General features: G+C 71.7%; 20 protein-coding genes and 1 pseudogene. 10 read left to right on the top strand and 11 right to left on the bottom strand.

Annotated features, from left to right (window positions below):
* Positions 1-59 precede the first annotated feature (59 nt).
* The gene (locus ABZV77_RS11890) at positions 60-1,547 is read right to left on the bottom strand and encodes an MFS transporter (RefSeq protein ID WP_356253928.1); all 1,488 of its coding nucleotides are present in this window, start codon (positions 1,545-1,547) and stop codon (positions 60-62) included.
* A 65-nt stretch (positions 1,548-1,612) separates the two neighbouring features.
* On the opposite strand from ABZV77_RS11890, the gene ABZV77_RS11885 reads away from it, so the two are divergent.
* A complete protein-coding gene (locus ABZV77_RS11885) occupies positions 1,613-2,344 on the top strand; it encodes a TetR/AcrR family transcriptional regulator (RefSeq protein ID WP_356253925.1) in 732 nt (243 codons plus the stop codon).
* Here ABZV77_RS11885 and ABZV77_RS11880 read toward each other — a convergent pair.
* Positions 2,298-2,696 carry an STAS domain-containing protein gene (locus ABZV77_RS11880; protein WP_356253922.1) on the bottom strand — a complete coding sequence of 133 codons (399 nt, stop codon included), beginning with the start codon at positions 2,694-2,696 and terminating at the stop codon, positions 2,298-2,300. The two genes, ABZV77_RS11885 and ABZV77_RS11880, sit on opposite strands and share 47 nt — an antisense overlap.
* 349 nt (positions 2,697-3,045) lie before the next feature.
* On the opposite strand from ABZV77_RS11880, the gene ABZV77_RS11875 reads away from it, so the two are divergent.
* Positions 3,046-4,086 carry an NUDIX domain-containing protein gene (locus ABZV77_RS11875; RefSeq protein WP_356253919.1) on the top strand — a complete coding sequence of 347 codons (1,041 nt, stop codon included), beginning with the start codon at positions 3,046-3,048 and terminating at the stop codon, positions 4,084-4,086.
* Positions 4,087-4,174: 88 nt separating this feature from the next.
* Here the strand turns inward: ABZV77_RS11875 and ABZV77_RS11870 are convergent, their stop codons facing one another.
* Positions 4,175-5,530, bottom strand: a complete 1,356-nt coding sequence (locus ABZV77_RS11870) for a dipeptidase (RefSeq protein ID WP_356253916.1) — start codon at positions 5,528-5,530, stop codon at positions 4,175-4,177.
* A gap of 135 nt (positions 5,531-5,665) precedes the next feature.
* Here ABZV77_RS11870 and ABZV77_RS11865 point away from each other — a divergent pair, with 135 nt between their 5' ends.
* A complete protein-coding gene (locus tag ABZV77_RS11865) occupies positions 5,666-6,871 on the top strand; it encodes a geranylgeranyl reductase family protein (RefSeq protein WP_356253913.1) in 1,206 nt (401 codons plus the stop codon).
* A gap of 21 nt (positions 6,872-6,892) precedes the next feature.
* Here ABZV77_RS11865 and ABZV77_RS11860 read toward each other — a convergent pair whose 3' ends face one another.
* Positions 6,893-7,363, bottom strand: coding sequence for a nitroreductase family deazaflavin-dependent oxidoreductase (locus tag ABZV77_RS11860; protein WP_356253910.1), 471 nt, complete (start codon positions 7,361-7,363; stop codon positions 6,893-6,895).
* A 168-nt stretch (positions 7,364-7,531) separates the two neighbouring features.
* Between ABZV77_RS11860 and ABZV77_RS11855 the strand changes: the two genes are divergently transcribed.
* From ABZV77_RS11855 to ABZV77_RS11845, 3 genes are all read left to right on the top strand, one after another.
* Complete coding sequence (locus ABZV77_RS11855; protein WP_356253907.1) at positions 7,532-8,245, top strand: TetR/AcrR family transcriptional regulator; 714 nt, start codon at positions 7,532-7,534, stop codon at positions 8,243-8,245.
* Between the two features lie 325 nt (positions 8,246-8,570).
* Positions 8,571-9,851, top strand: a complete 1,281-nt coding sequence (locus ABZV77_RS11850; RefSeq protein ID WP_356253904.1) for a sensor histidine kinase — start codon at positions 8,571-8,573, stop codon at positions 9,849-9,851.
* Positions 9,848-10,513, top strand: a complete 666-nt coding sequence (locus ABZV77_RS11845; protein ID WP_356253901.1) for a response regulator transcription factor — start codon at positions 9,848-9,850, stop codon at positions 10,511-10,513. The genes ABZV77_RS11850 and ABZV77_RS11845 overlap by 4 nt, the downstream gene beginning before the upstream one ends.
* On the opposite strand, the gene ABZV77_RS11840 is transcribed toward ABZV77_RS11845, so the two are convergent.
* Positions 10,474-10,776 (bottom strand): DUF6332 family protein, encoded by a 303-nt coding sequence (locus ABZV77_RS11840; protein ID WP_356253898.1) that lies wholly within the window; start codon positions 10,774-10,776, stop codon positions 10,474-10,476. The genes ABZV77_RS11845 and ABZV77_RS11840 overlap by 40 nt on opposite strands.
* Before the next feature lie 170 nt (positions 10,777-10,946).
* Between ABZV77_RS11840 and ABZV77_RS11835 the strand changes: the two genes are divergently transcribed.
* Positions 10,947-12,152: a hypothetical protein gene (locus tag ABZV77_RS11835; protein WP_356253895.1), complete on the top strand. Its 1,206-nt coding sequence runs from the start codon at positions 10,947-10,949 to the stop codon at positions 12,150-12,152.
* A 101-nt stretch (positions 12,153-12,253) separates the two neighbouring features.
* Positions 12,254-12,655: a MarR family transcriptional regulator gene (locus tag ABZV77_RS11830; protein ID WP_356253892.1), complete on the top strand. Its 402-nt coding sequence runs from the start codon at positions 12,254-12,256 to the stop codon at positions 12,653-12,655.
* Positions 12,656-12,658: 3 nt separating this feature from the next.
* Here the strand turns inward: ABZV77_RS11830 and ABZV77_RS11825 are convergent, their stop codons facing one another.
* Positions 12,659-13,399, bottom strand: coding sequence for a maleylpyruvate isomerase family mycothiol-dependent enzyme (locus ABZV77_RS11825; RefSeq protein WP_356253889.1), 741 nt, complete (start codon positions 13,397-13,399; stop codon positions 12,659-12,661).
* Positions 13,400-13,497: 98 nt separating this feature from the next.
* Here ABZV77_RS11825 and ABZV77_RS11820 point away from each other — a divergent pair, with 98 nt between their 5' ends.
* Positions 13,498-14,334 carry an LLM class flavin-dependent oxidoreductase gene (locus tag ABZV77_RS11820; protein ID WP_356253886.1) on the top strand — a complete coding sequence of 279 codons (837 nt, stop codon included), beginning with the start codon at positions 13,498-13,500 and terminating at the stop codon, positions 14,332-14,334.
* 104 nt (positions 14,335-14,438) lie between these two features.
* Complete coding sequence (locus tag ABZV77_RS11815; RefSeq protein ID WP_356254306.1) at positions 14,439-14,975, top strand: nucleoside deaminase; 537 nt, start codon at positions 14,439-14,441, stop codon at positions 14,973-14,975.
* Here ABZV77_RS11815 and ABZV77_RS11810 read toward each other — a convergent pair.
* The 5 genes and pseudogenes from ABZV77_RS11810 to ABZV77_RS11790 form a co-directional block, all read right to left on the bottom strand.
* Positions 14,965-15,417, bottom strand: a complete 453-nt coding sequence (locus tag ABZV77_RS11810; RefSeq protein WP_356253883.1) for a cupin domain-containing protein — start codon at positions 15,415-15,417, stop codon at positions 14,965-14,967. The two genes, ABZV77_RS11815 and ABZV77_RS11810, sit on opposite strands and share 11 nt — an antisense overlap.
* Positions 15,418-15,478: 61 nt before the next feature.
* Positions 15,479-16,666 (bottom strand): MFS transporter, encoded by a 1,188-nt coding sequence (locus ABZV77_RS11805; RefSeq protein ID WP_356253880.1) that lies wholly within the window; start codon positions 16,664-16,666, stop codon positions 15,479-15,481.
* An 86-nt stretch (positions 16,667-16,752) separates the two neighbouring features.
* Positions 16,753-19,317 (bottom strand): ATP-grasp domain-containing protein, encoded by a 2,565-nt coding sequence (locus tag ABZV77_RS11800; protein WP_356253877.1) that lies wholly within the window; start codon positions 19,315-19,317, stop codon positions 16,753-16,755.
* The gene (locus tag ABZV77_RS11795) at positions 19,314-20,333 is read right to left on the bottom strand and encodes a cysteine synthase family protein (protein ID WP_356254304.1); all 1,020 of its coding nucleotides are present in this window, start codon (positions 20,331-20,333) and stop codon (positions 19,314-19,316) included. The genes ABZV77_RS11800 and ABZV77_RS11795 overlap by 4 nt, the downstream gene beginning before the upstream one ends.
* Positions 20,328-21,563 (bottom strand): annotated as a pseudogene (locus ABZV77_RS11790) (ATP-grasp domain-containing protein); the annotation flags it as partial. The pseudogene ABZV77_RS11790 and the gene ABZV77_RS11795, both read right to left, overlap by 6 nt.
* Positions 21,564-21,609 lie beyond the last annotated feature (46 nt).

Raw genomic sequence — 21,609 nt, 5'->3', positions numbered from 1 at the left:
GCCACGGTAGGGTCATCCGCACGGCCGCACGAACTGCTTTGTGCCGCGGCCGCCCCAAGTCACCCCACCTCCTTCCCCATCTCCTTCCCCGTCCCCACCCTGATCCGTCGCGCCATAAGGCCCCCCGCCGCCGCCAGCACCGCCGTCAGCGCGAACGTTGCCGCCAGCGCGGCCGACACCGACGAACCGTGCGCGCTCGACAGGGCCACCGCCGCGCCGCCGAGGCCGCTGAGGACCGCGACCGCCAGGGTCTGCGCGAGCTGCATCGCACCGCTCGCCTCGCCCTGCCGGTCGGCCGGGGCCTGTTCCATGGTGTCGGTGGTCGCGGCGTTGAAGGCGACACCCATGCCCGCACCGCCGATCGCCCAGCCCGCCACGGCGGTCAATGCGGGCGTCGCGTCGACCAGGACGCCCAGGGCCATCACCACGATGCCGACGAGCAGCACCGCGAACCCCGCGGCGATCGGCACCGCCCGCGACCGGCCGCTCCAGCGGCTGTCGGCCCGGCCCTGCCAGGCCGCGCCGAGCACCCACGTGATCGCGCCCGCCGACAGCCCGAGCCCGGCCTCCGTCGCGCTCAGCCCGCGCAGCTCGACCAGGCCGAGCGGCAGGAACGCCTCGCTCCCGAAGTAGGCGCCGCAGAGCAGGAATCGCAGCACGACACCCGTCGGCACGCCGCGTCGCGCGCTGAGCGTGCCCGCCGGAGTGACCGAGCGCAGCGCGCCGACGGCCGCGGCGCCGCCCGCCAGCACCAGCACGGCCAGCAGGACGGGTTGGCGCAGTTCGAGTCCGGCGAGGAGGACTCCGGTGCCCGCGGCGAGCAGGACGCTGCGCGCCACCGGTGTGGCCCACCACGGACCGCCGTCCGGGGCGGGCGCCTGCTCGGGTCCGCCCAGGCGGCGCAGCGGTGGCAGCGCGAGCGCGGCGGCCAGCGCCACCAGCGGCAGCAGGAGCACGAACACGCCCCGCCAGGACACGTGGTCGGAGATCAGCGCGGCGATCGTCGGGCCGACCAGTGAGGGAACGGTCCAGCCGCCCGACACGAGGGCGAACATCCGGGCGCGCAGCCGCTGCGGGTAGGCCAGCGAGATGGCCGTGTACGCGAGGGCCATGACGGCGCCGACGCCGAGCCCTTGCAGGAAGCGCCCGGTGAGGAACAGCGGCCAGTTGGGCGCCGATCCCGCCACCGCGCAGCCGACGGCGAAGACGGCGAGGCCGAGGGCCAGTGGGCGCGCGGGGCCACGCCGGTCGGCGGCGCGGCTCGCGGCAACGGTGCCGATGAGGTTGGCGAGCATCAGCGCGGACAGGCCCCAGCCGTAGGCGCCGAGGCCGCCGAGTCTCCCGGCGATCTCGGGCAGCACGGTGGCCACGCCCATCGACTCGAAGGCGACCAGGGCGACCGAGAGCACGATGCCCCAGGTCAGCGCCGCGTAGGGGGCGCGGAACACGCTCTCACGCGGGGGATCGGCGATATCCGGCGGCGTGGTTGTGCTGGGTGCCGTGGGCTCCGTAAGCGCACGGCCGGCGGCCGACTCCTGCTCGGGCAAGACAGCCCCTCCTTATATTTCGATCCGGAACGGAACGAAATGACATGCTACCTATACTGAACCCCATGGCAACCCCCGACCCCTCGCTCTACGCAGGCGGCGCAGACGACGCGGACCACTCGTCCCACGCCGCCCGCCCCGCGGGACGCCCTCGCGACACCCGGCTCGACGAGGCGATCCTGACGGCGACTCAGGAGCTGCTGGAGGAGGGGGGCTATCCCGGCCTGACCATGGAGGCGGTGGCGCGGCGCGCGGGCACGACCAAGCCCGCCATCAGGCGCCGGTGGCCGTCCAGGCAGCACCTCGTCATCGCGGCCCTGGCCGACACGATGGGGACGGCGCCCACGCCGGACACGGGATGCACGCACTGCGATCTGATCGAAGGCATCGACACCCTCAGCCGCGCCTTCGGCGGCAGCCTCGGGCGGCGTACGCTCCCGGCGCTGATGGCCGAACTCGCCGACGACCCCGCACTGGACCGGGTCTTCGCCGAGACGATCTTCCATCCCCGTAGGGCCACCACGGAGGCGGCCCTACGGCGCGGCATCGAGCGCGGCGACATCCGTCCCGACGCCGACATCGACCTGCTCCTGGACATGCTCGGGGCCACCACCTACCACCGGGTTCTCTTCGGCCACCTGCGCGTCACGGACTCGCTCGCCCACGACGTCGTGATGACCGTCATGGGCGGCGCGGCGACACCGAGTTGGCGCGCGCACTATCAGCTCCACCACGAACCGGCGAAGCCCCTCAGGACATCTCGCGGTCGGGCGGATCGAGGAGCAGCGCCGCGCTGAGCGTCGGTACCGGTGACAGGGCTGCGGTGAGCGCCGTGACGCGCATCATGCGCAGTGTCAGCGGGTGCGTGCAGACGATGCACAGACGCCCGCCCCTCGCCGTCACCCGACGGTGGGCCCGCATCAGCAGGGAGAGTCCCGAGCAGTCGATGAACGTGATCTGACTCAGGTCGATGATCACGACCGGGTCCGGCCCCGCGGTCACGGCGTCCACCAGCGGCGCCGACCGCTGGAAGGCCACGACATCGACCTCTCCGTGCAGTTCGATCACTATCGCGTGGTCGAGTCCGTACACCCGCGGAGGCTGATCGGATTCCTCGCGTGCGTATGCCTTCAGTTCGTCTTGCCGCATCCATCCCCCCAGCGCCGGCGCCGACGGGCTCGCGAAGGAGCGTGGCGCAACGGGAGTGCCAGTAGTGAGAGGCCACCGGGGACTGGGGTGCCTACCGGGAAAACGCTAGCGGGGGCGGACGCACCCTGGAGTGCGGGAACGATTCACGGAAGGGCAGTGCCACACGTTGGAGTGAAGATGCGTCAATTCCCTTGACGTTGGGCCCTGCGTTGTCGGGGAGGGGGTGTGGAGCGTCGCGGAGGGGCCGTGGCATCGACGCGCCGCGGGCGGTTCCGCTCCCATCAGCGCCGGGTTTCCATGGCAGGGTGTTGCGGGCAAGCCACAGGGGGCCAACAGAAGAGGGGGAACCGTGATCGTCTGGATCAACGGTGCGTTCGGCGCGGGAAAGACCAGCGCCGCACGGGAACTGATCGAGCTGATCCCGAACAGCACACTCTTCGACCCCGAGGTCATCGGCGGCGCGCTGCCCTACCTCCTGCCGCCCAAGCGCCTCGACGAGGTGAGCGACTATCAGGATCTGCCGATCTGGCGCCGCCTCGTCATCGACACGGCGGCCGCCCTGCACGCCGAGGTCGGAGGCGTCCTCGTGGTGCCGATGACGCTGCTGCGCCAGGAGTACCGCGACGAGATCTTCGGCGGTCTCGCGGCGCGCAGAATCACCGTGCACCACGTCCTGCTCGCCCCCGATGAAACGATCCTGCGCGAGCGAATATCCGGCCGTCCCGTGCCGTCGGACCTGCCCGACGGCGACATGCGGGTGCGGCAGTGGGCCTTCGACCACATCGAGCCCTACCGCGCCGCCCGAGCCGACTGGATCGACGGCGACGCCCACCGGGTCGACACCGGCCTCCTCACGCCCTTCGAGACCGCCGAACGCATCGCCGAGGCCGTCCGCAGCGGCGCCGCGCCCGGCTGCGACATCGTGCAGACACCGGAGCCCACCGCGGAGACCCTCGCCGCCGGAGTGCTGCTCTTCGACGAGCAGGACCGGGTGCTGCTCGTCGACCCCACGTACAAAGCGGGCTGGGAGTTCCCCGGCGGTGTCGTCGAGCCCGGCGAGGCGCCCGCACGCGCGGGCGTGCGCGAGGTCGCCGAGGAGACCGGCATCGAGCTCGCCGAGACGCCGCACCTGCTGGTCGCCGACTGGGAGCCGCCCAATCCGCCCGGCTACGGCGGGATGCGGTTCCTCTTCGACGGCGGGCGGCTCGACAGCGGGGCGGTCCGCATGCTGCTGCCGGGGCCCGAGCTGCGCGACTGGCGCTTCGTCACCGAACAGGAAGCAGCCGACCTGCTGCCCGCCGTGCGCTACGAACGGCTGCGCTGGGCGCTGCGCGCGCGGGAACGCGGGGTCACGCTCTACCTGGAGGCCGGAGTCCCGCTCGGCGCATAGCCGTCCGCCGAGGCGCGCAGCACCGCGGAGCCCCGCCCGAAGGCGAGGCTCCTTGGCGCTCGGCAGAGCGTTGCGGGACCGGCGGTCCTCAGCTCGCCGCGTACTTCTGCAGGAACAGCGCCTCGGCCACCGAGAGCCGCTCCAGCTCCTCGGGCGACACGCTCTCGTTGACCGCGTGGATCTGTGCCTCCGGCTCGCTCAGGCCGATCAGCAGGATCTCCGCGCGCGGGTACAGCGACGAGAGGGTGTTGCAGAGAGGGATCGAGCCGCCCTGGCCCGCGTACTGCATCTCCTCGCCCGGGTAGGCCTCGCCCATCGCCTCGGCCATCGCCGCGTACGCCGGGCTCGTGGTGTCCGCACGGAACGGCTGCCCCTGCCCGATCTGCTCCGTCCGCACCTGCGCGCCCCACGGGGTGTGCGCCTCCAGGTGCGCCCGGAGCAGCTTCGTGGCCTCGGCCGCGTCCACGCCCGGCGGCACCCGCAGGCTGATCAGTGCCCGCGCGGCCGCCTGCACCGACGGCGTCGCGCCGATCACCGGCGGGCAGTCGATGCCGAGGACCGTGACGGCCGGGCGCGCCCAGATGCGGTCGGCGACCGTGCCCTCGCCGATCAGCTCCACACCGTCGAGGACCTTGGCGTCCCTGCGGAAGTCGCTCTCCTCGTACTGCAGCCCGTCCCAGGCGGCGTCGCTCGTCAGACCGTCGACCGTCGTCGAACCGTCCGCGGCACGCAGCGAGTCGAGGGCGCGCACCAGCGCGGCGAGGGCGTCCGGGGCCGCGCCGCCGAACTGGCCGGAGTGCAGGTTGCCTTCGAGGGTGTCGACACTGACGCGTACGAGCGTCATGCCGCGCAGCGTCGACGTCACCGTCGGCAGACCGACCCGGAAGTTGCCCGCGTCACCGATGACGATCGTGTCGGCCGTCAGCAGGTCGGGGTGGTTCTCCGCGTACCGCTCCAGACCGCCGGTGCCCTGCTCCTCCGAGCCCTCCGCGATCACCTTCACGCTCACGGGGACGCCGCCGTTGGCCTTGAGGGCGCGCAGCGCGAGCAGGTGCATGATGACACCGCCCTTGCAGTCGGCGCTGCCCCGGCCGTACCAGCGGCCGTCGCGCTCGGTCAGCTCGAACGGCGGCGTGGCCCATGCGGCCTCGTCGAGCGGCGGCTGGACGTCGTAGTGCGCGTAGAGCAGGACCGTCGGCGCGCCCTCGGGGCCCGGCAGGAAGCCGTACACCGACTGCGTGCCGTCCGGGGTGTCGAGCAGCGCCACGTCCTGGAAGCCCTCGGCGCGCAGCGCGTCGGCCACCCAGCCCGCGGCGGCCTCGCTCTCGCTCTTCGGGAACTGATCGAAGTCCGCCACCGATTTGAAGGCCACCAGTTCGGTGAGCTCCGCCTTCGCCTTCGGCATCAGTGAGGCGACGGTTTCGGCGATCGGATTCGGCGACATGGGCACGCTCCTCGTAGGTGCGACGTTGTACATGTGGGTACGTGTGATCCTCCCACAGGAGGGGCCCGCGAGGCTCCGCCGTAGGATGCCTGGGGAAAGCGCGGCCAACAGCGGGATCAGGAGCGGTAGACCAACGTGAGCAGCGAGAACTCAGCGGACGACACCCGGTACGTGTGGGACGTCGTCGTGGTCGGAGCCGGCCCTGCCGGGGCCTCGGCGGCCTACGCGGCAGCGGTCGCGGGACGCAGCGTCCTCCTCTTGGAGAAAGCCGACATCCCTCGCTACAAGACGTGTGGCGGCGGCATCATCGGCCCCTCGCGCGACTCCTTGCCGCCCGGCTTCGAGCTGCCCTTCCGCGACCGGGTGCATGCGGTGACGTTCACCCTCGACGGCAAGTTCACCCGCACCCGCCGCTCCCGGCAGATGCTCTTCGGCCTGATCAACCGCGCCGAGTTCGACCAGCAGCTCGTCGAGCACGCACAGAAGGCGGGCGCCGAGCTGCGCACCGGCGTCACCGTCGCACGCGTCGAGCAGCACGGCGCCGAGGTGCCGGACCGGCGCACCGTCGCCGTGGTGCTGCAGGGCGGCGAGACGGTCCTGGCCCGTGCCGTGGTCGGCGCCGACGGCAGCGCCAGCCGCATAGGGGCGCACGTCGGCGTGAAGCTCGACCAGGTCGACCTCGGTCTGGAGGCCGAGATCCCGGTGCCCGAGACCGTCGCCGAGGACTGGGCTGGCCGGGTCCTCATCGACTGGGGCCCCATGCCGGGGAGTTACGGCTGGGTGTTCCCCAAGGGCGACACCCTGACCGTCGGCGTGATCTCCGCCCGCGGCGAAGGCGCCGCCACCAAGCGGTATTTGGAGGACTTCATCGCCCGGCTCGGCCTCGCCGGGTTCGAGCCCAGCGTCTCCTCGGGGCACCTCACGCGGTGCCGCAGCGACGACTCGCCGCTCTCCCGCGGCCGGGTCCTGGTCTGCGGTGACGCCGCGGGGCTGCTTGAGCCGTGGACCCGTGAGGGCATCTCCTTCGCGCTGCGCTCCGGTCGCCTTGCGGGGGAGTGGGCGGTGCGGGTCGCCGAGTCGCACGACGCGGTGGACGCCCGCCGCCAGGCCCTCAACTACGCCTTCGCCATCAAGGCGGGACTCGGCGTGGAGATGAGCGTCGGACGCCGCATGCTCAAGGCCTTCGAGCGCCGCCCCGGCATGCTGCACACGGCGATCACGGGCTTCCGGCCCGCGTGGAACGCCTTCGCGAGGATCACGCGCGGTTCGACTACGCTGGGCGAGCTGGTGCGTACGCACCCGATGGTGGGCCGTGTTCTCCAGGGGCGGGACGACCGGTAGTTCTTACAGCTCCTACCGTTCCTACCGGTTCTTCTGCACGGTGATGCGGAAGACGGGGTGGTCGGGCGCGGCCGCAAGGATCTCCTCGTCGGAGGAGCTTGCGGTCACGCCCTGGAAGTACTGGTTGACCTCCCAGCCCCACTTCTCCAGATAGCCGCGCAGCAGGGGCAGCTTCTCGGCGTCGGGCACCTCCACGACGGTGAACTCCCGCACCTTGCGCCCCAGCCGCAGTTCACCGCCACCGGCGACACGCATGTTGCGCACCCACTGGGAGTGCCCGCGCGCCGACACGAGGTACTGGCACTGGTCCCCGTCGTACGTATAGGGGTTGACGGGGACCCGCTGCATCTTGCCGCTCTTGCGGCCCCGGACGGAGAGCTCCGCGCTGCCCATCAGGCTGACTCCGTGCCGCGCCAGCCATCCGATCACGCTGTTCAGACGGACATTGAGGCGGCTGCCCTTGAGGTAGTACGACGAGCTGTTCGTGGACATGGTGCCCTCCTGGGGGTGACGCCGGTGGTGGCGGTGAACCTGGCGCGGAACCAGATTCCGAGAGCACTGCTCTCGCTTGAGAGCAGTGTGCACGAGATCGGTGCTCCAAAGCAAGAGCAGTGCTCTCGAATGTGTGCACTGCTCCGATCGCGTGGCACACTGGCTTGCATGAGCAGCACCACCAGCGCCACCCAAGGAGCCCGGGCCCGTGCCCGCGAAGAAGTGACCGCGGCGATCAAGGACGAGGCGCGCAAGCAGCTGGCGGACGACGGCGCTGCCAAGCTCTCCCTGCGCGCGGTCGCCCGCGAGCTCGGCATGGCCTCCTCCGCCCTCTATCGCTACTTCCCCAGCCGGGACGACCTCCTGACCGCCCTGATCATCGACGCCTACGACTCGCTCGGCGCCGCCGCCGAGGCCGCGCACGCGGAGGCGGTGGCGGCCGGGAAGGAGCCCGTCCAGCAGTGGACGGCGGTCTGTGAGGCTGTCCGTTCCTGGGCGCTGGAGCATCCGCACGAGTACGCGCTCATCTACGGCTCGCCCGTCCCCGGGTACAGCGCACCGGACACGACCGTCCGGGCCGCCGCCCGCGTCGGCCTGGTCCTCATCGGCATCGTGCGCGACGCGCACCAAGGGCGGGGCGTCGCCTACGGGCCGCTGCCCGGCGAGCTGCGCACCGAGGGGGAGCGGATCGCGGCGGACGTCGCGCCCGATCTGCCGCCCGCGACGATCACGGCGATGGTCGCGGCGTGGGCGCAGCTCTTCGGGCTCGTGGGGTTCGAGGTGTTCGGGCAGTTCAACCGGATCGTCGAGGACCGCCCGGCGTTCTTCTCGCACGCGGTGACGCAGCTCGCGCACGGGGTGGGCCTGCTGCGGCAGAGCTGATGCCCCGGAACCTGCACCAACGGCTGGGCATTTCACCTACTTGAGGCTTCCGCACCCACAACTTCTGGTATGCGGAGCACACTGCTGAAAGGCAGCGGGGGTCGCCCATAGAGTGGCCCGTGAGTCATCGAGCAGCAGCCTCCGACCTTTTCCGAGGACGTCCCGGAAGAGAGAGGAGGGTGGTCAATGCGCGAGCTCGATGAGTCGTCAGACAGTGGTGCCACTATGCCCCGCCGGGCCCGCGGCTCCTACTCCCGTGGGAGTACGCGTGATCACCACGCCCGTCGGACGCCCGCGCAACCCGCTCCGGTCTAGCGTGACCGACATGGAAGAGCAGCGCGAAGGCAGGCCGGGCGGTCCGCCCCCGAGGTGGGGCGGACCACCGATGTGGCGGCACGGGCCGCCCTGGTGGAACTCCGGGTCCGAGGGGCCGACGGCCCGCCGCCTGCCGTGGCTGACGACGGCCGCGCTCACCCTGTTCGTGCAGGTCGGAACGGGGTTCGCCGAGCACGGTCAGGCCGACCGGGTGGACATCGGCCCCTTCGCCCGGGTGCTGCTGTTCCTGGCCGCGGCGGTTCTCCTGCTGCGCCACCGGCATCCCGTGCCCGTCCTGTACGCCACCGCAGGGCTCACGCTCGTCTACATCGGTGCCGGCTACCCCTACGGTCCGGTCTTTCTGACCGTGGCCGTGGGCTGCTTCGCCGCGCTCGTCGCGGGGCACCGGCGTGCGGCCTGGGGGGCGGTGGGCGGTCTCTGGCTGGGGCATCTGCTGATCGCGCACTGGCTCTACCGGTGGCTGCCGCCCGGCGACGACGGCGCCCGCCCCTGGAGCGAGGAGGTGGCGGCAGCCGTCTGGGTCGTCGCGATCATCGCGGTCTCCGAACTCGCCCGCGTACGCCGTGAACAGTGGGCCAAGGAGCGTGCCGAGCGCGCGCAGGCCACGAAGCGGCGGGCGGACGAGGAGCGGCTGCGGATGGCGCGGGAGCTGCACGACGTCCTCGCCCACAGCATCTCCGTCATCAACGTGCAGGCGGGCGTGGGCCTCGCGCTGCTCGACTCCGACCCCGAACAGGCCCGCACCGCGCTGACCACCATCAAGGCCGCCAGCAAGGAGGCGCTGGGGGAGGTGCGTCAGGTCCTGGACACCCTGCGCGCCCCCGGCGCCGCGCCGCGCGCCCCGGCGCCCGGCCTCGACCGCCTCCCCGAACTCGTCGAGCAGGCAGGCAGCGCGGGACTGACCGTCGAAGTCACCACGGAAGGCGCCCTGGTGCAGCTGCCACCGGGCGCGGACCTCGCCGCGTTCCGCATCGTCCAGGAGGCGTTGACGAACGTCGTACGTCACTCGGGTTCGCGCCGCGCACGCGTGCTGGTGCACCACGAAGCGGCGGCGCTCACCCTGCGGATCGACGACGACGGGCCCGCCACCGGCGCCGATGCGGGCGGCAGCGGCAACGGACTTGCCGGAATGCGGGAGCGCGCCGCCGCGCTCGATGGCACGATCGAGGCGGGCCCGCGCCCGGACGGCGGCTTCCGCGTGACCGCCGTACTGCCCCTGGCGGCGGACGGGGATGCCAAGGCCCGCACCGCACCTCGGGAGGACCAGTGATCCGCGTACTGCTCGCCGACGACCAGTCCCTGGTCAGAGCAGGTTTCAAGGCGCTCCTCGACGCACAGCCGGACATCGGCGTCGTCGGGGAGGCCGCCGACGGCGACGAGGCGGTGCGGATGGTGCGGGAACTGCGCCCCGACGTCGTCCTGATGGACATCCGCATGCCGCTGCTCGACGGGCTCGCCGCTACCCGCCGGATCACCGACGAACCCTCGCTGGGCGACGTGAAGGTGGTCATGCTCACCACCTTCGAGCTCGACGAGTACGTCTTCGAGGCGATCCGCTCCGGAGCGTCGGGCTTTCTGGTGAAGGACACCGAACCGGAGGAACTGTTGCGCGCGGTACGGGCGGTGGTCGAGGGCGACGCGCTGCTGTCGCCGGGCGTGACGCGCCGCCTCATCGCCGAGTTCGCGGCGCGTTCCAAGGAGCCCGCGGCCGCCGGTGCCCTCGACGGACTGACCGAACGGGAGCGGGAGGTGATGGCCCTGGTCGGCATCGGCCTCTCGAACGAGGAGATCGCCCGCCGTCTGGTGGTCAGTCCGCTCACGGCCAAGACGCACGTCAGCAGGACCATGGTGAAGCTGAACGCCCGGGACCGCGCCCAACTCGTCGTCCTGGCCTACGAGTCGGGCCTGGTCCGCCCCGGCTGGCTGGGCTGAGGCGGCTGGCGGCCGGGCCGAGGCGGCACGCGCCGGTGCCGGTGCCGTAGAAGGATCGTCGCCAGCACCGTGAAGAAGACCACGGCCCCGGCGATCAGGCCGGCCCGGACCAGGGTGCCCTCGTCGGGTGACTTCACGCCGAAGAAGAACGCCGGTGACGCCACGGCGAGCAGCGTGCCACCGGCGAGGCACGCCGCGACGAACAGGGCGTAGGCGATCTCGACCGTGTCCGCGTCGCGCTCGGCCTGCGTCCGTCGCCCCATTCTCCGAGTGTGCGGTGTGCGCTCCCGGCGGGCAATGACCCGGGCGCACACGAACCGTGGGGAGCGCCGTCGAGGGGCCTGCTCCAGTGGCGGGCCGAATGAAGCGTGCATAGAACGGGAGACACGTACATGTGCGGGGCGAGGATGCCCCGCTGAAATGGAGACACGAGATGGCCGCTGAGTCATTCTCCGCCGCAGGGGAAACATCCGGGACCGGCGATCCGCTGGTGTCCACATCGGTCCACTGGGGCACCGCACAGCTCGGCGGCCCGCTCCGCGAGGACACCGCCCCGCGGCCGCAGGCAGCAGGCCACGTCACCGACGAGATATCCCCGGCAGGGGCCGTGGCCGTCGCCGACGGCGGACCCCCGGAACCGGCCGTGGCCGACGCGGGCGACCGTCCCCCGGAACAGGCGGCACCCGGCACCGACGACGACGCGGTGCAGGAGCTCATACGCGTCGCCGTGGTGTCGAGGCCCCTGGACGACGTGGTCGACCTGGTCACCCTCCTGGAGCAGTCGCCCGACGGCTTGCCGACCGCCGCCTCGATACTCCGACTGGCCGCCGTGGCCCGCTCCGTCGACGACGTCACCCGGCTGGTGGAACTCCTCGGCCCGCCGGAACACCCCGCCGACCACATGGACGAGGCCATCCGGCACGCCGCCGAGGAACGCCCCATCCCGGACGTGAGCCGCCTCGTACGCCTCCTGTCCCGTCCCCCGCACGATCCGCACAGCGGCGCCGAGGTGGTGCACGCCGCGGGCACGACCAGGTCGGTCGAGGACCTGATGCAGCTGATCGACAGCCTGCGGGAACAGCAGGACACCGGCGGCGCGGACAGCACCGGAGACGCCGACAGCGACAGAAGCACCAAAAGCAGCGACGGCGCTCAGGCAGCGACCACGGCCGCCCCGCTCGCGGCATCCGTCGCCGCCGCCCGCCCCACTGCCACTCCGGACGCCGCCACACAGGTGCGGAGCACGACCTCCCTGGTGTGGCTGCGGCGCGTGGCAGGCGTACTCCTGCTGCTCTGCGCGGCGGCTCACTTCCCGCTGAACTGGTCGGACGCGCCCGCCTTCGGTCTCCCCGCCGCGCTCGGCGTCTCCGTCGTCTGCGCCGTGGCGGGCGCGGCCCTGTGTCTGAGCGGGTCGCCGTTCGTGGCCGTGGCGAGCACCTTGGTGGCCGGTGCGCTGACCGTCAGCCACCTCGTGGACGACCGGATCGACTCGACGGCGCTCGCCTACGTCCTGCGGCCCGACCGGGTGACGGCACCGCTCCCGACCCTGTCCGCGGCGATCGCCACGCTCGCCTCGCTGCTGGTCGTGGCGCTCACGATCGCCGCCCTGAGGGCCTCGGCCAACAAGGACCGCCCCTGATCCGCCCCTGACCGTCCCCGACCGGGACGCAGGCGCATTAAATGCACATGCATTTAATGACGATGCAATGAAGTGGCGAATCTCTGCTAGCGTGCGGTCCCATGGCGGTGAAATCGGCCGAGCAGGGGCTCGTGGACCAATGGCGCGGCATCCTCGCGGTGCATGCGCGCACGCTGTGCGAGCTGGACCGGGAGCTGCACCCGCACGGCCTGGGCGCGAGTGACTTCGAAGTGCTCGACGTACTGGCCGAGGGATCGTCGGACGACGGTGGCTGTACGTTCCGCGTGCAGGAGATCTCCGCGCAGGTGCATCTGAGTCAGAGCGCCCTCTCCCGCCTCATCGGGAGGCTGGAGAAGGACGGCCTCGTGGAGCGCGGCATGTGCAGCGAGGACCGTCGCGGCGTGCGCGTCTCCCTCACCGACAAGGGTCGAGCACTCCACCAGGAGGTGCGGCCGCTGCAGCGGGCCGTCCTCGGGCGGATGCTCGACGCCTCCACCGGCTGACGGTCACATGACGATGGCGGACTTCTCCCGCCACAGTGCCGCCAGCGCGCGCTCCCCGGTCACCTGCGGGAACGGCAGCCGGTTCCACAGCGCCAGATAGAGCCGTGCCGCGGAACCCGACACCTCACAGTCGGCGGGCGCCGTTGTGCCGTGCTCCGTGACCGGGGGCCCGTCCGAGAGGCGTACGGTCCACGTCCGCTCGTCCCCCGGATCCGTGGTCCGCACCCGCAGCACGGACGGGACGGCGCTGCGCACCTGGCTCCGCTCGCGGGCGTGGAAGCCGAACAGCAGCTCCTCGATCCCGTCCACGGCGAAGGCGACGTCCATCGGGGACGGGGAGCCGCCGCGCGCGGACTCGGCGTCCACCCGGTGGACGGTCGTCTCGTTCGCCTGCCGTCGGGTCCAGAAGGCCAGGGGGGAGGGGGCGGGCAGGAAGGTCCAGCAGTCGATGTCGGGCGGCGTCTCCGTGAGCGTGGCGACGAGCGCGGCGTGCCCCTCTCGGAACCACTCGACGAGGGCTTCGCCGTCCAGGTCGGGGAGTTCACCGCCGAGCCGGTACGAGGTGCGCGGCTCGGTGAGGAACGCGGCCGCCCAGCGGTGGACCATCCCCGTGTGCCGCAGCAGGTCCCGCACCTGCCAGTCGGGGCAGGTGGGCACCTTGGCTTCGGTGCCCGCCTCGGTCGCGGCACGGGCCAGTAACTGGCCCTCCTTGTCGACCACTTGAATGTGCTCGGAAATATCCATGCGGCAGATTGTGTCGGACGCGGTGCGCTGGAACCGGAACCTCCGGGTGATGTCGGACCAATGGCGTACGTCCCGTGGTCGTCGCTAGGGTGACGCCCATGCGGATAGGTGTGAACGTCCCCAACTTCGGGCCAGGGGCGCATCCGGATCACCTCGCCCGTTGGGCCGAAACCGTGGAGGGTCTCGGCTTTGATCTGCTGATGATGTCCGATCACGTGGCGATCACGCCGGACGTGGCCGAGCGGTACCCCGCGCCGTTCTACGAGCCCTTCACCACGCTCTCCTGGATGGCGGGCATCACGACCGGGATACAGCTGGGGACGACCGTTCTCATCACCCCCTACCGGCACCCCCTGCTGGTCGCCCGCATGGCAGCCAACCTGCATCAACTCAGCGGCGGCCGACTGGTTCTCGGTGTCGGCGTCGGCTGGGCCCGAGAGGAGTTCGAGGCGCTCGGCGTCCCCTTCGAGCGACGCGGCGCACTGACCGACGAGCATCTGCGGACGATGCGGGCCGCGTGGCAGAACGACGCCGACTACCGCTCGGGACAGATTCCGATCTGGATCGGCGGGAACAGCGACGCGGCCATGCGCCGGGCCGTGCGGTTCGGTGCTCCGTGGCACCCGCTGCGGTTCACGATGCCCTGGTTCAGGGATGCGCTGACGCGACTGAAGGGAACGGCTGCCCGGCTCGGCAGGCCCGTGCCGGGTCTTGCGCCGCGGATCCGTCTCCGGCTCACGGAGAAGCCGGTCGACCACCCGGCGCGCCGAGCCGGAGAAGGCACCGTCGAGCAGTTCTTCGAGGACGTCGAGGAACTGCGCCTGGCCGGTGCCGACACCGTGCTGCTCGACTCCTACCACGGTGACCCCGACGAGACCCTGCGGCCCGAGGAGGCCTGGCAGGCGCTGGCCGTCGTGGCCGCACACCGGACGTAGTCGTACATCGGACGCAGCCCCACATCGGACGCAGGTGCCTCTACAGGGACGGAGTCACAGTGACATCCCACGACCGCGACCTTCCCGACCACGACCTCTCCGGAATCGGCGCAACCGACGCAACCCACGCAACCGCCGTCACCGGAACCGATCTGCCCTACCTGCGCCGCTGCGTGGCACTCGCGGCCGAGGCGCTCGACGCGGGCGACCTGCCGTTCGGGTCCGTGCTCGTCGACGCGGACGGCGAGATCAGGGCCGAGGACCGCAACCGCGAGTCCACCACCGGAGATCCGACGGCCCACCCGGAATTCGCGCTCGCCCGGTGGGCCGCACTCCACCTGACCGCCGGGGAACGGGCCGCGGCGACCGTGTACACCTCGGGGGAGCACTGCCCGATGTGCGCGGCCGCGCACGGCTGGGTCGGCCTTGGCCGCATCGTGTACGCGAGCTCGTCCCGGCAGGCCAGGGAGTGGAAGGCCGAGTGGGGCGTGCCCCTCACCTCGCCCTTGAGTCCGCTGACCGTCCAGGACGTCGTGCCCGGTCTCGAGGTCGCCGGTCCGGTGCCCGAACTGGCGGATCAGGTACGTGAGCTGCAGTGGCGCTTCCGTACGGGGAAGAGCGGCGGCGACGTCAGACCATGAACTGGTCGTACTTCGCCATGTGCTCCCGCAGCTCCTCCATGCTGGGATTGCGCCCGTTGGCCGTCAGACGGCCCAGGCCGCGGAAGTAGTCCTCGCGGTCGTAGATCGGGTAGAACATGATCAGCAGGGTGGCGTCCTCGGTGCCCCGGTTCGTGAAGCCGTGTGGCTCCCCCTTGGGTACGTACGCGAACGCGCCCGGCTCACCGACCACCTTGCGGTCCCCGATGGTGAACTCGATCTCGCCCTTGACCACGTAGAACATCTCGGTGGACTGCTTGTGGATGTGCGGGGCCGCGCCCTTCGCCTCCGGAGCCATGTGGTGCTCGAAGAAGCCGAACTCCCCGTTGGAGTCGGGCGTGGTCAGCTTCAGATACGTCCTCTTCGTGTCGCGGATGTCGACGTATTCGCCTTCACCGGCGGGAACGTACAGTGGAACGGACATCATTTCCTCCTGAGTGATGTGCGAGTTGAGACCCGCCCGCCGGTCCGGCGGGCGGGGGCGGTCACGTGGCCTCGGCCAGGGTCTGGGGCTGCTGCGGTCGGCGGTCCGCCTGGGCCTGGGCCCAGCGGCCGATGACCGGCGCGGCGAGACCACAGACGGCGAACAGCGCGGCCAGGGCGACCCACCCGGTGGTCCCGGCCGTGATGACCACGCCGACCACGATCGGTGCCGCGATCTGCTGGACGGCCACGCCGAGCCAGAAGACCGAGAGATAGACGCCCTCCTGGCCGGGCGCCGCGAGCAGATACGACCCGCCCCAGCCGCCCGCGGACTGGAACAGCTCCCCGGCGGTCAGCGCGATCATGGCGAGGAGCAGCACGCCGACCCCGACGACGACGGGCGGCTTCGGCGCCGCGACGAGCAGCAGGCAGCAGACCGCGAGGGCGACACCGGCCCGCACCAGTCCGCGTGCGGAGCCCGCGATGGTCTCGGTGCCCCGGCTGGCGCGTACCTGCAGGGCGACCGCGAGCACGGTGTTGACCGCCACCAGGGGCGAGATCACCGCGGCCGGGGCGTCGGTGTGTTCGACGATCCAGAGCGGGATGCCGATGCTCAGCAGGGTCATGTGCATGGTGAGCACGGCATTGATTCCGGTGAACGACAGGAACGGCCTGTCCCGCAGCGCGTCGACCGAGAAGCGGCGCCGCAGGCTCTTCGCCGGTTTGCTGAGCACCGGCAGCCGGTGGGCCAGGGTCGCGAGCACGGCGAACGAGACGGCGTTGAGCAGCAGGATCGCGCCGTAACCGGCCCGGGTGTCGATCAGCAGCCCGACACCGCCGAGCAGGGCGCCGACGGTGAAGCCGACATTGCGCAGCGACCGCAGCACCGCGACCACCCTGACCCGGTCCTCGGTCGCCGTCACCTGCCCGACCAGGGCCTGTTCCATCGGCGCGGCTGCCTTGTCGACCAGACCGAGCAGGCACACCACCGTCAGGAACTGCCACAGGTTCTGTACGAACGGGTACAGGACGAAGCAGGCGCAGCGCCACAGGCTCACCCCGACCAGTACCTTCTTCGGGCCGATCCGGTCGGCGAGGATGCCGATGGGGACGGCCGTGGCCAGCGCGATCGCGGCGGACAGGGTCAGACCGAGGCTGAGCTGGCCCACGGAGAGACCGACGGACCGGGTGATGAACGGCACGGAGACGGCCAGGAAGGCGCCGGTCCCGACGGCGTCGATCATCGCCATCACGGACAGCCTGCGGCCGACCCGCCCGCCGGGGATGCTCCGGGGCCATCCCCGGACGCGCTGCCAAAGAACAGACATCTGCTTCCTCAATCCGTGGTCGTACGGGGCGTGGTGCGGCGGGGCTCCGTGGTGATGCGGATGGCCGCGTCCGCGTCGAGGACGCGTCGGCGCGTGCTGTTCGCGTCGGGGCCGGTCGCGATGACGTGTCCGGCGCGGTCCCAGGAGGACGCCCACGGCCGGACCTCCTGGCCGGGCTCGACGTCGACCTCCACGGTCCTGACCCCGGGCAGGGCCTGTGCCGCGGCCGTCCCCGCGACCTCCGTGACGGTGCCCGGCTCGGCGGCCAGGAACCGGATCGCCGAGGTCAGTTGCGCGGTACGGGGGAGGGTGACCGGACGCCCGGCCAGCAGGTCGATGAGGGCCACCCTGATCCGCGTGCCGTAGGCCAGGTCGTTCAGGTCGATCAAGTAGTCGCCGGGGCAGCGTCCCGCGCACTCCACCAGCGCGGGACCGGACGCGGTGAGGATCCACTCGGCGTGCAGGATCCCGGTCCGATAGCCGGTCGCCACGACGAGCGCCCGCATGGCCGCCTCGAACGCGCCCTGAGTGTCCGGGTCGAGCGGGGCGGGCAGCAGATGACCGAGCTCCACGGGGTACGGCCCCGGGATCACCGTCTTGGCCGTGATGTTGTGGAAGATGATCTCGCCCTGCCGCACCAGCGCCTCGACGCTGTACTCGGGCCCGCGCAGCCGTTCCTCGGCCAGGAAGCGCCACTTCAGGTGCCGGTCGGGCACCTGCTCGTACTCGGCGGCGGAGGAGGTGCGCTCCCACGCCCGCGCGGCGGTGGCCGCGTCGACCGAGTCGAGCAGCTGTACGCCGACGCTGGCCTGCCGGTTGGCCGGTTTGACCACCACGGGGCCGTCGGCGGCGAAGTCGAGGATGTCGTCGGGCCCGTGCACCTCGCGCCAGCGCGGACCGCGGACACCCCCGGCGTCGCACACCTCGCGCAGCCGGACCTTGTCCCGCAGCGCCTGCGCGGCGGGCTCGGTCGCGCCCGGCAGCCCCAGCTTCTCGGCCAGCGCGGCCGCCGCGGGCACCGCGTACTCCAGGCCGGGGACGACCGCGGCCACCGGGCGCTCGGCCTCCAGGTCGGCCACCAGGTCGAGGGCCCCCGCCGACTGCTGGTAGTGCGCGGGAACGATCCGGTCCAGGCAGCCGAAGCGCGTCGCCGCGTCCCCGAGTTCCCGTTTGCGGATGATGTCGGGCTCTTCGAGCACGACGACGGACCCGTCGGGAACACTCCCGTCGATGGCGCGCAAGTACGCCGCGTTGTAGCCGACGAACACCACCTGTCCTTCGTCGTCGGGGACGGCCCGCGGCTCCCCGGCCCGGCCGTCCGCCCGAACCGGCGTCCCGTCGATGACGAGCTCGATGGCGGCGAGCACCTCCGCACACCGGCTCCGGGCCTCCTCGGGCGTGGCACCGGAGACGATGACGTGCCCGTGGCGGCCCTTGGAGTCACGGACCTCCGCCGCGGTGTCCCCGGTGCGCAGCCGCAAGGTCAACTCGTCTACATACGGCAGCGCTTGAACCCTCTGCAGGCCGCGAACCGCCTCGACACGGCCGGGCGGGAAGGTGAAGAACCGCACGGCCGCTGTCGCCGTCGGCTCCGGCACCTCGGCCGGTGTGCCCGCCAGACCGGTGAAGATCGCCTGCTCGATGTCGAGGCCACCGGCCAGCTCGACGAGCCGCGGTATCCGGTCGCCGCCGAGCCTGGCCTGCGACTCGACGATGCGCGGGCCGCGCGCCGTCCAGATCACCTCGGTGTGCGCGGGACCGAACCGGTACCCGCACACGGTGAGGAAGCGGACGGCGAGTTCCTCGATGGCCTGCCTGCGGTCCGGGGGCAGCGGCGCCGGATGGACGTGCCCCACCTCCACGAACAGCGGCGGAGCTCCCAGTAACTTCTCTGTGGTGCCCACGACTTGGTGGCTGCCGTCGTGGCTGAGCGTCTCCACGCTGTACTCGGGCCCGCTCAGGTACTCCTCGACCAGGAACGGGCCGTCATAGCCGTACGTGTCCACGAGCGTCGTCCAGTCCGCCCGGTCCCGCGGCTCGCGCCACAGGAACACGCCGCGGCTGCCCGCGAGCGCGACCGGCTTGACGACCGCGGGCAGGCCGATCCGCTCGACCGCGGCCGGGACATCGTGCCGGGTCGGCGCCGACTCGTAGGCGACAGGGGAGAGTTGGTGCCTCGCGAGCAGGTCCCGCATCGCGTGCTTGTCGGCGAGGAAGCGGATCGCCGTGGCCGGATTGACCTCGGCGCGCAGCTCCTCGGCCACCTCGTGGGCGGCGACCATCGTCTCCTCCCTGCCGAGGTGGTGGATCACCGAGACGTGGTGTTCCGTGGCCACTTCGCGGATGGTGCGGCGCAGCAGCTCCTCGTCCCGGAAGTCCACCGTCACGAACAGGTCCGCAAGGGCGCGCACGTCGTCGAGGTAGGCGGGCGTCTCAAGCCGGGTGTCCCAGATCGCGCCGACCCAGAACCCCTCGGCCTGTGCCTTGCGCACGAACTGGCGGTAGGGCATCACCATCAGCAGCCGAGGCCGGTAGTCGTGCGCCAGGGCATGCGCGGGCAGGGGTGTCGTCATCGTGCACCGCCCCGTCCGGCCGCCGCCGTGGATGACACGGGCGCCGGGGCCTTCTCGTGGGCGAGCAGGCTGAGATACCGCTCGCCGGTGTCGGGCAGCAGCGTCACGATGCGTCGGCCCCGGTACTCGGGACGGGCCGCCAGGACACCTGACGCGTGGACGACCGCGCCGCCCGAGACACCGGCCAGCAGACCGGCGTGCAGTGCGAGCCGCCGGGTGGTGTCCATGGCGTCCGCGTCGGACACCGTGATCACCTCGTCGATGAGGCTCTGTTGCGTGGTCGGCGCGATGAAGCCGCCGTTGAAGCCCGGGATGCCGTGCGTGCCGGGCCTGCCGCCGGACAGCAACGGCGAGCCCGCCGGCTCCACCGCCACGATCCGCACCGCGGGGTGGCTCTCGCGCAGATAGCGCCCCGCGCCACTGAGCGTACCGCCGGTGCCCACCCCGCAGACGAACACGTCGATGCGCCCGCCGACGTCGCTCCAGATCTCGGGACCGGTCGTCTCGTAGTGCGCCCGCGTGTTGTCCGGGTTGTCGTGCTGGCGGCAGAACCACGACCCGGGTGTCTGCAGGTGGAGTTCCTCGGCCTTGTCGACCGCCGCCTGATAGCCGCCGCTGTGCGGGGTCCGCACCACTTCGGCGCCGAGCGACCGCAGCATCGCCACCCGCTCCTGGGTCGCGTTGTCCGGCAGCACGATGACGCAGCGGTAGCCGCGGGTCGCCGCCAATGCGGCCAGCGAGATACCGGTGTTGCCCGAGGTCGCCTCGATCACGGTGCCGGAGCCCGGGACGAGCAGCCCCTGCTTCTCGGCGCCGCGCAGCATCGTCAGGGCGGCCCGGTCCTTACTGCTCGACCAGGGGTTGAACAGTTCCAGCTTCGCCAGCACCTCGGCATCGGCCGGCGCTCCGTCCACGATCCGGTCAACGGGAAGCTTCAGCAGGGGTGTTCCGCCGACGAGGTCGGTCAGGGAGTCCGCGACCGGGCGCCGGGAGACCGGCTCGGTGCGGATGCCGATCTCCTGGACGGCGGCCTCCGCGGTGCGCGCGGCCAACTCGGCCGTCCCGGCCACCACCAGCACATGTCCGGCACGGTCCCCGTTGCGACGCAACTCCCGTACGACGGAACCCGGCTTGGGCTTGACGACGACTTCCTCGACGCCGGGCAGTGCGGCGGCCCGCTCCCGGCCGGTGACCGACACCACCCGCCCGGGCTGCGCCGTCAGATAGCGGATGGCGGCGCCGCCGACCGGATGCCGGGGCAGCACCGGGTCCGGCAGCGGCTGACCGAGGTACTGGCGGGCCACCAACTCCAGGGACTTGATGCCAAGGGCCCGGTCGACGAGGTAGGTGATCTTTCCACCGGCGGGCCGCGGGTTGATCTCGATGAGCTTGGGTCCTGACGCGGTCAGCTTGACCTCGACGTGGGCCATGCCCAGGTCGAATCCGACCGCGCGCAGCGCCTCCACGGCCAGATCGCCGCAGGCGCGCACGAGCGGCTCGGGCAGGGCGGAGGGGAAGGTGTGCGCCAGCTCGACGAAGTAGCCGAGACCGACGACCGACTTGTCGGTCACCCCGAACACCTCGTACCGGTCGCCGTCGGCGAGCACCTCCACGCTGACCTCGGGTCCGGTCAGATACTCCTCGACCATCAGCTCGTGGTGGCGGGCCTGACCGCGGGTGTTCTCCGCGCGGGAGCGGATCAGGGCGACGTGCTCGGCGGCCTGCTCCGCGGTGTCCACCAGGCGCACGTCGGCGCTGCTGGTCTCGTCGGCGGGCTTCACCACACAGGGCAGACCGATCTCCGCCGCGGCCGTCGCCGCCTCGTCGGGCGTGCCCACCGTGCGGAACGCCGGTATGGGCACGCCGAGTTCGGCGCAGCGGCGGCGCATCAGCGCCTTGTTGCGCGCGGTGGCGACGCCGTCGACGCTGACGGTGGGCAGCCCGAGGTGGACCGCCACCTCCGCGGCCACGACCACGTCGTACTCGGCGAGGGTGAGGAACGCGTCGAAGGGGTGCTCGGCCCCGGCCGCGTGCACGTGCGGCAGGAGCTCCTCGTAGACGTTCGTCTCGCAGCGGACGATGTCGTCGACGTAGCGGTCGAAGTAGGCGGGCCCGCCCGGGACGGCGAGGTAGCGTTCCAGGTCGCGGGTGAAGAAGGTGACGCGGCAGTCGAGTTCCTTGATGATCTGCAGGCCCTCGAAGCCGGAACCGGAGAGGTTGCTCTCCAGGACTCCGACGTGAATCATCTGTGCCTCCGTTGACAGACCGGCCCGTGGCCGGGTCGTGCTTCGG

The sequence above is a fragment of the Streptomyces sp. NPDC004732 genome (genome assembly GCF_040609235.1).
Classification (GTDB): domain Bacteria; phylum Actinomycetota; class Actinomycetes; order Streptomycetales; family Streptomycetaceae; genus Streptomyces.
This window is presented reverse-complemented; position numbering and strand designations above follow the sequence as displayed.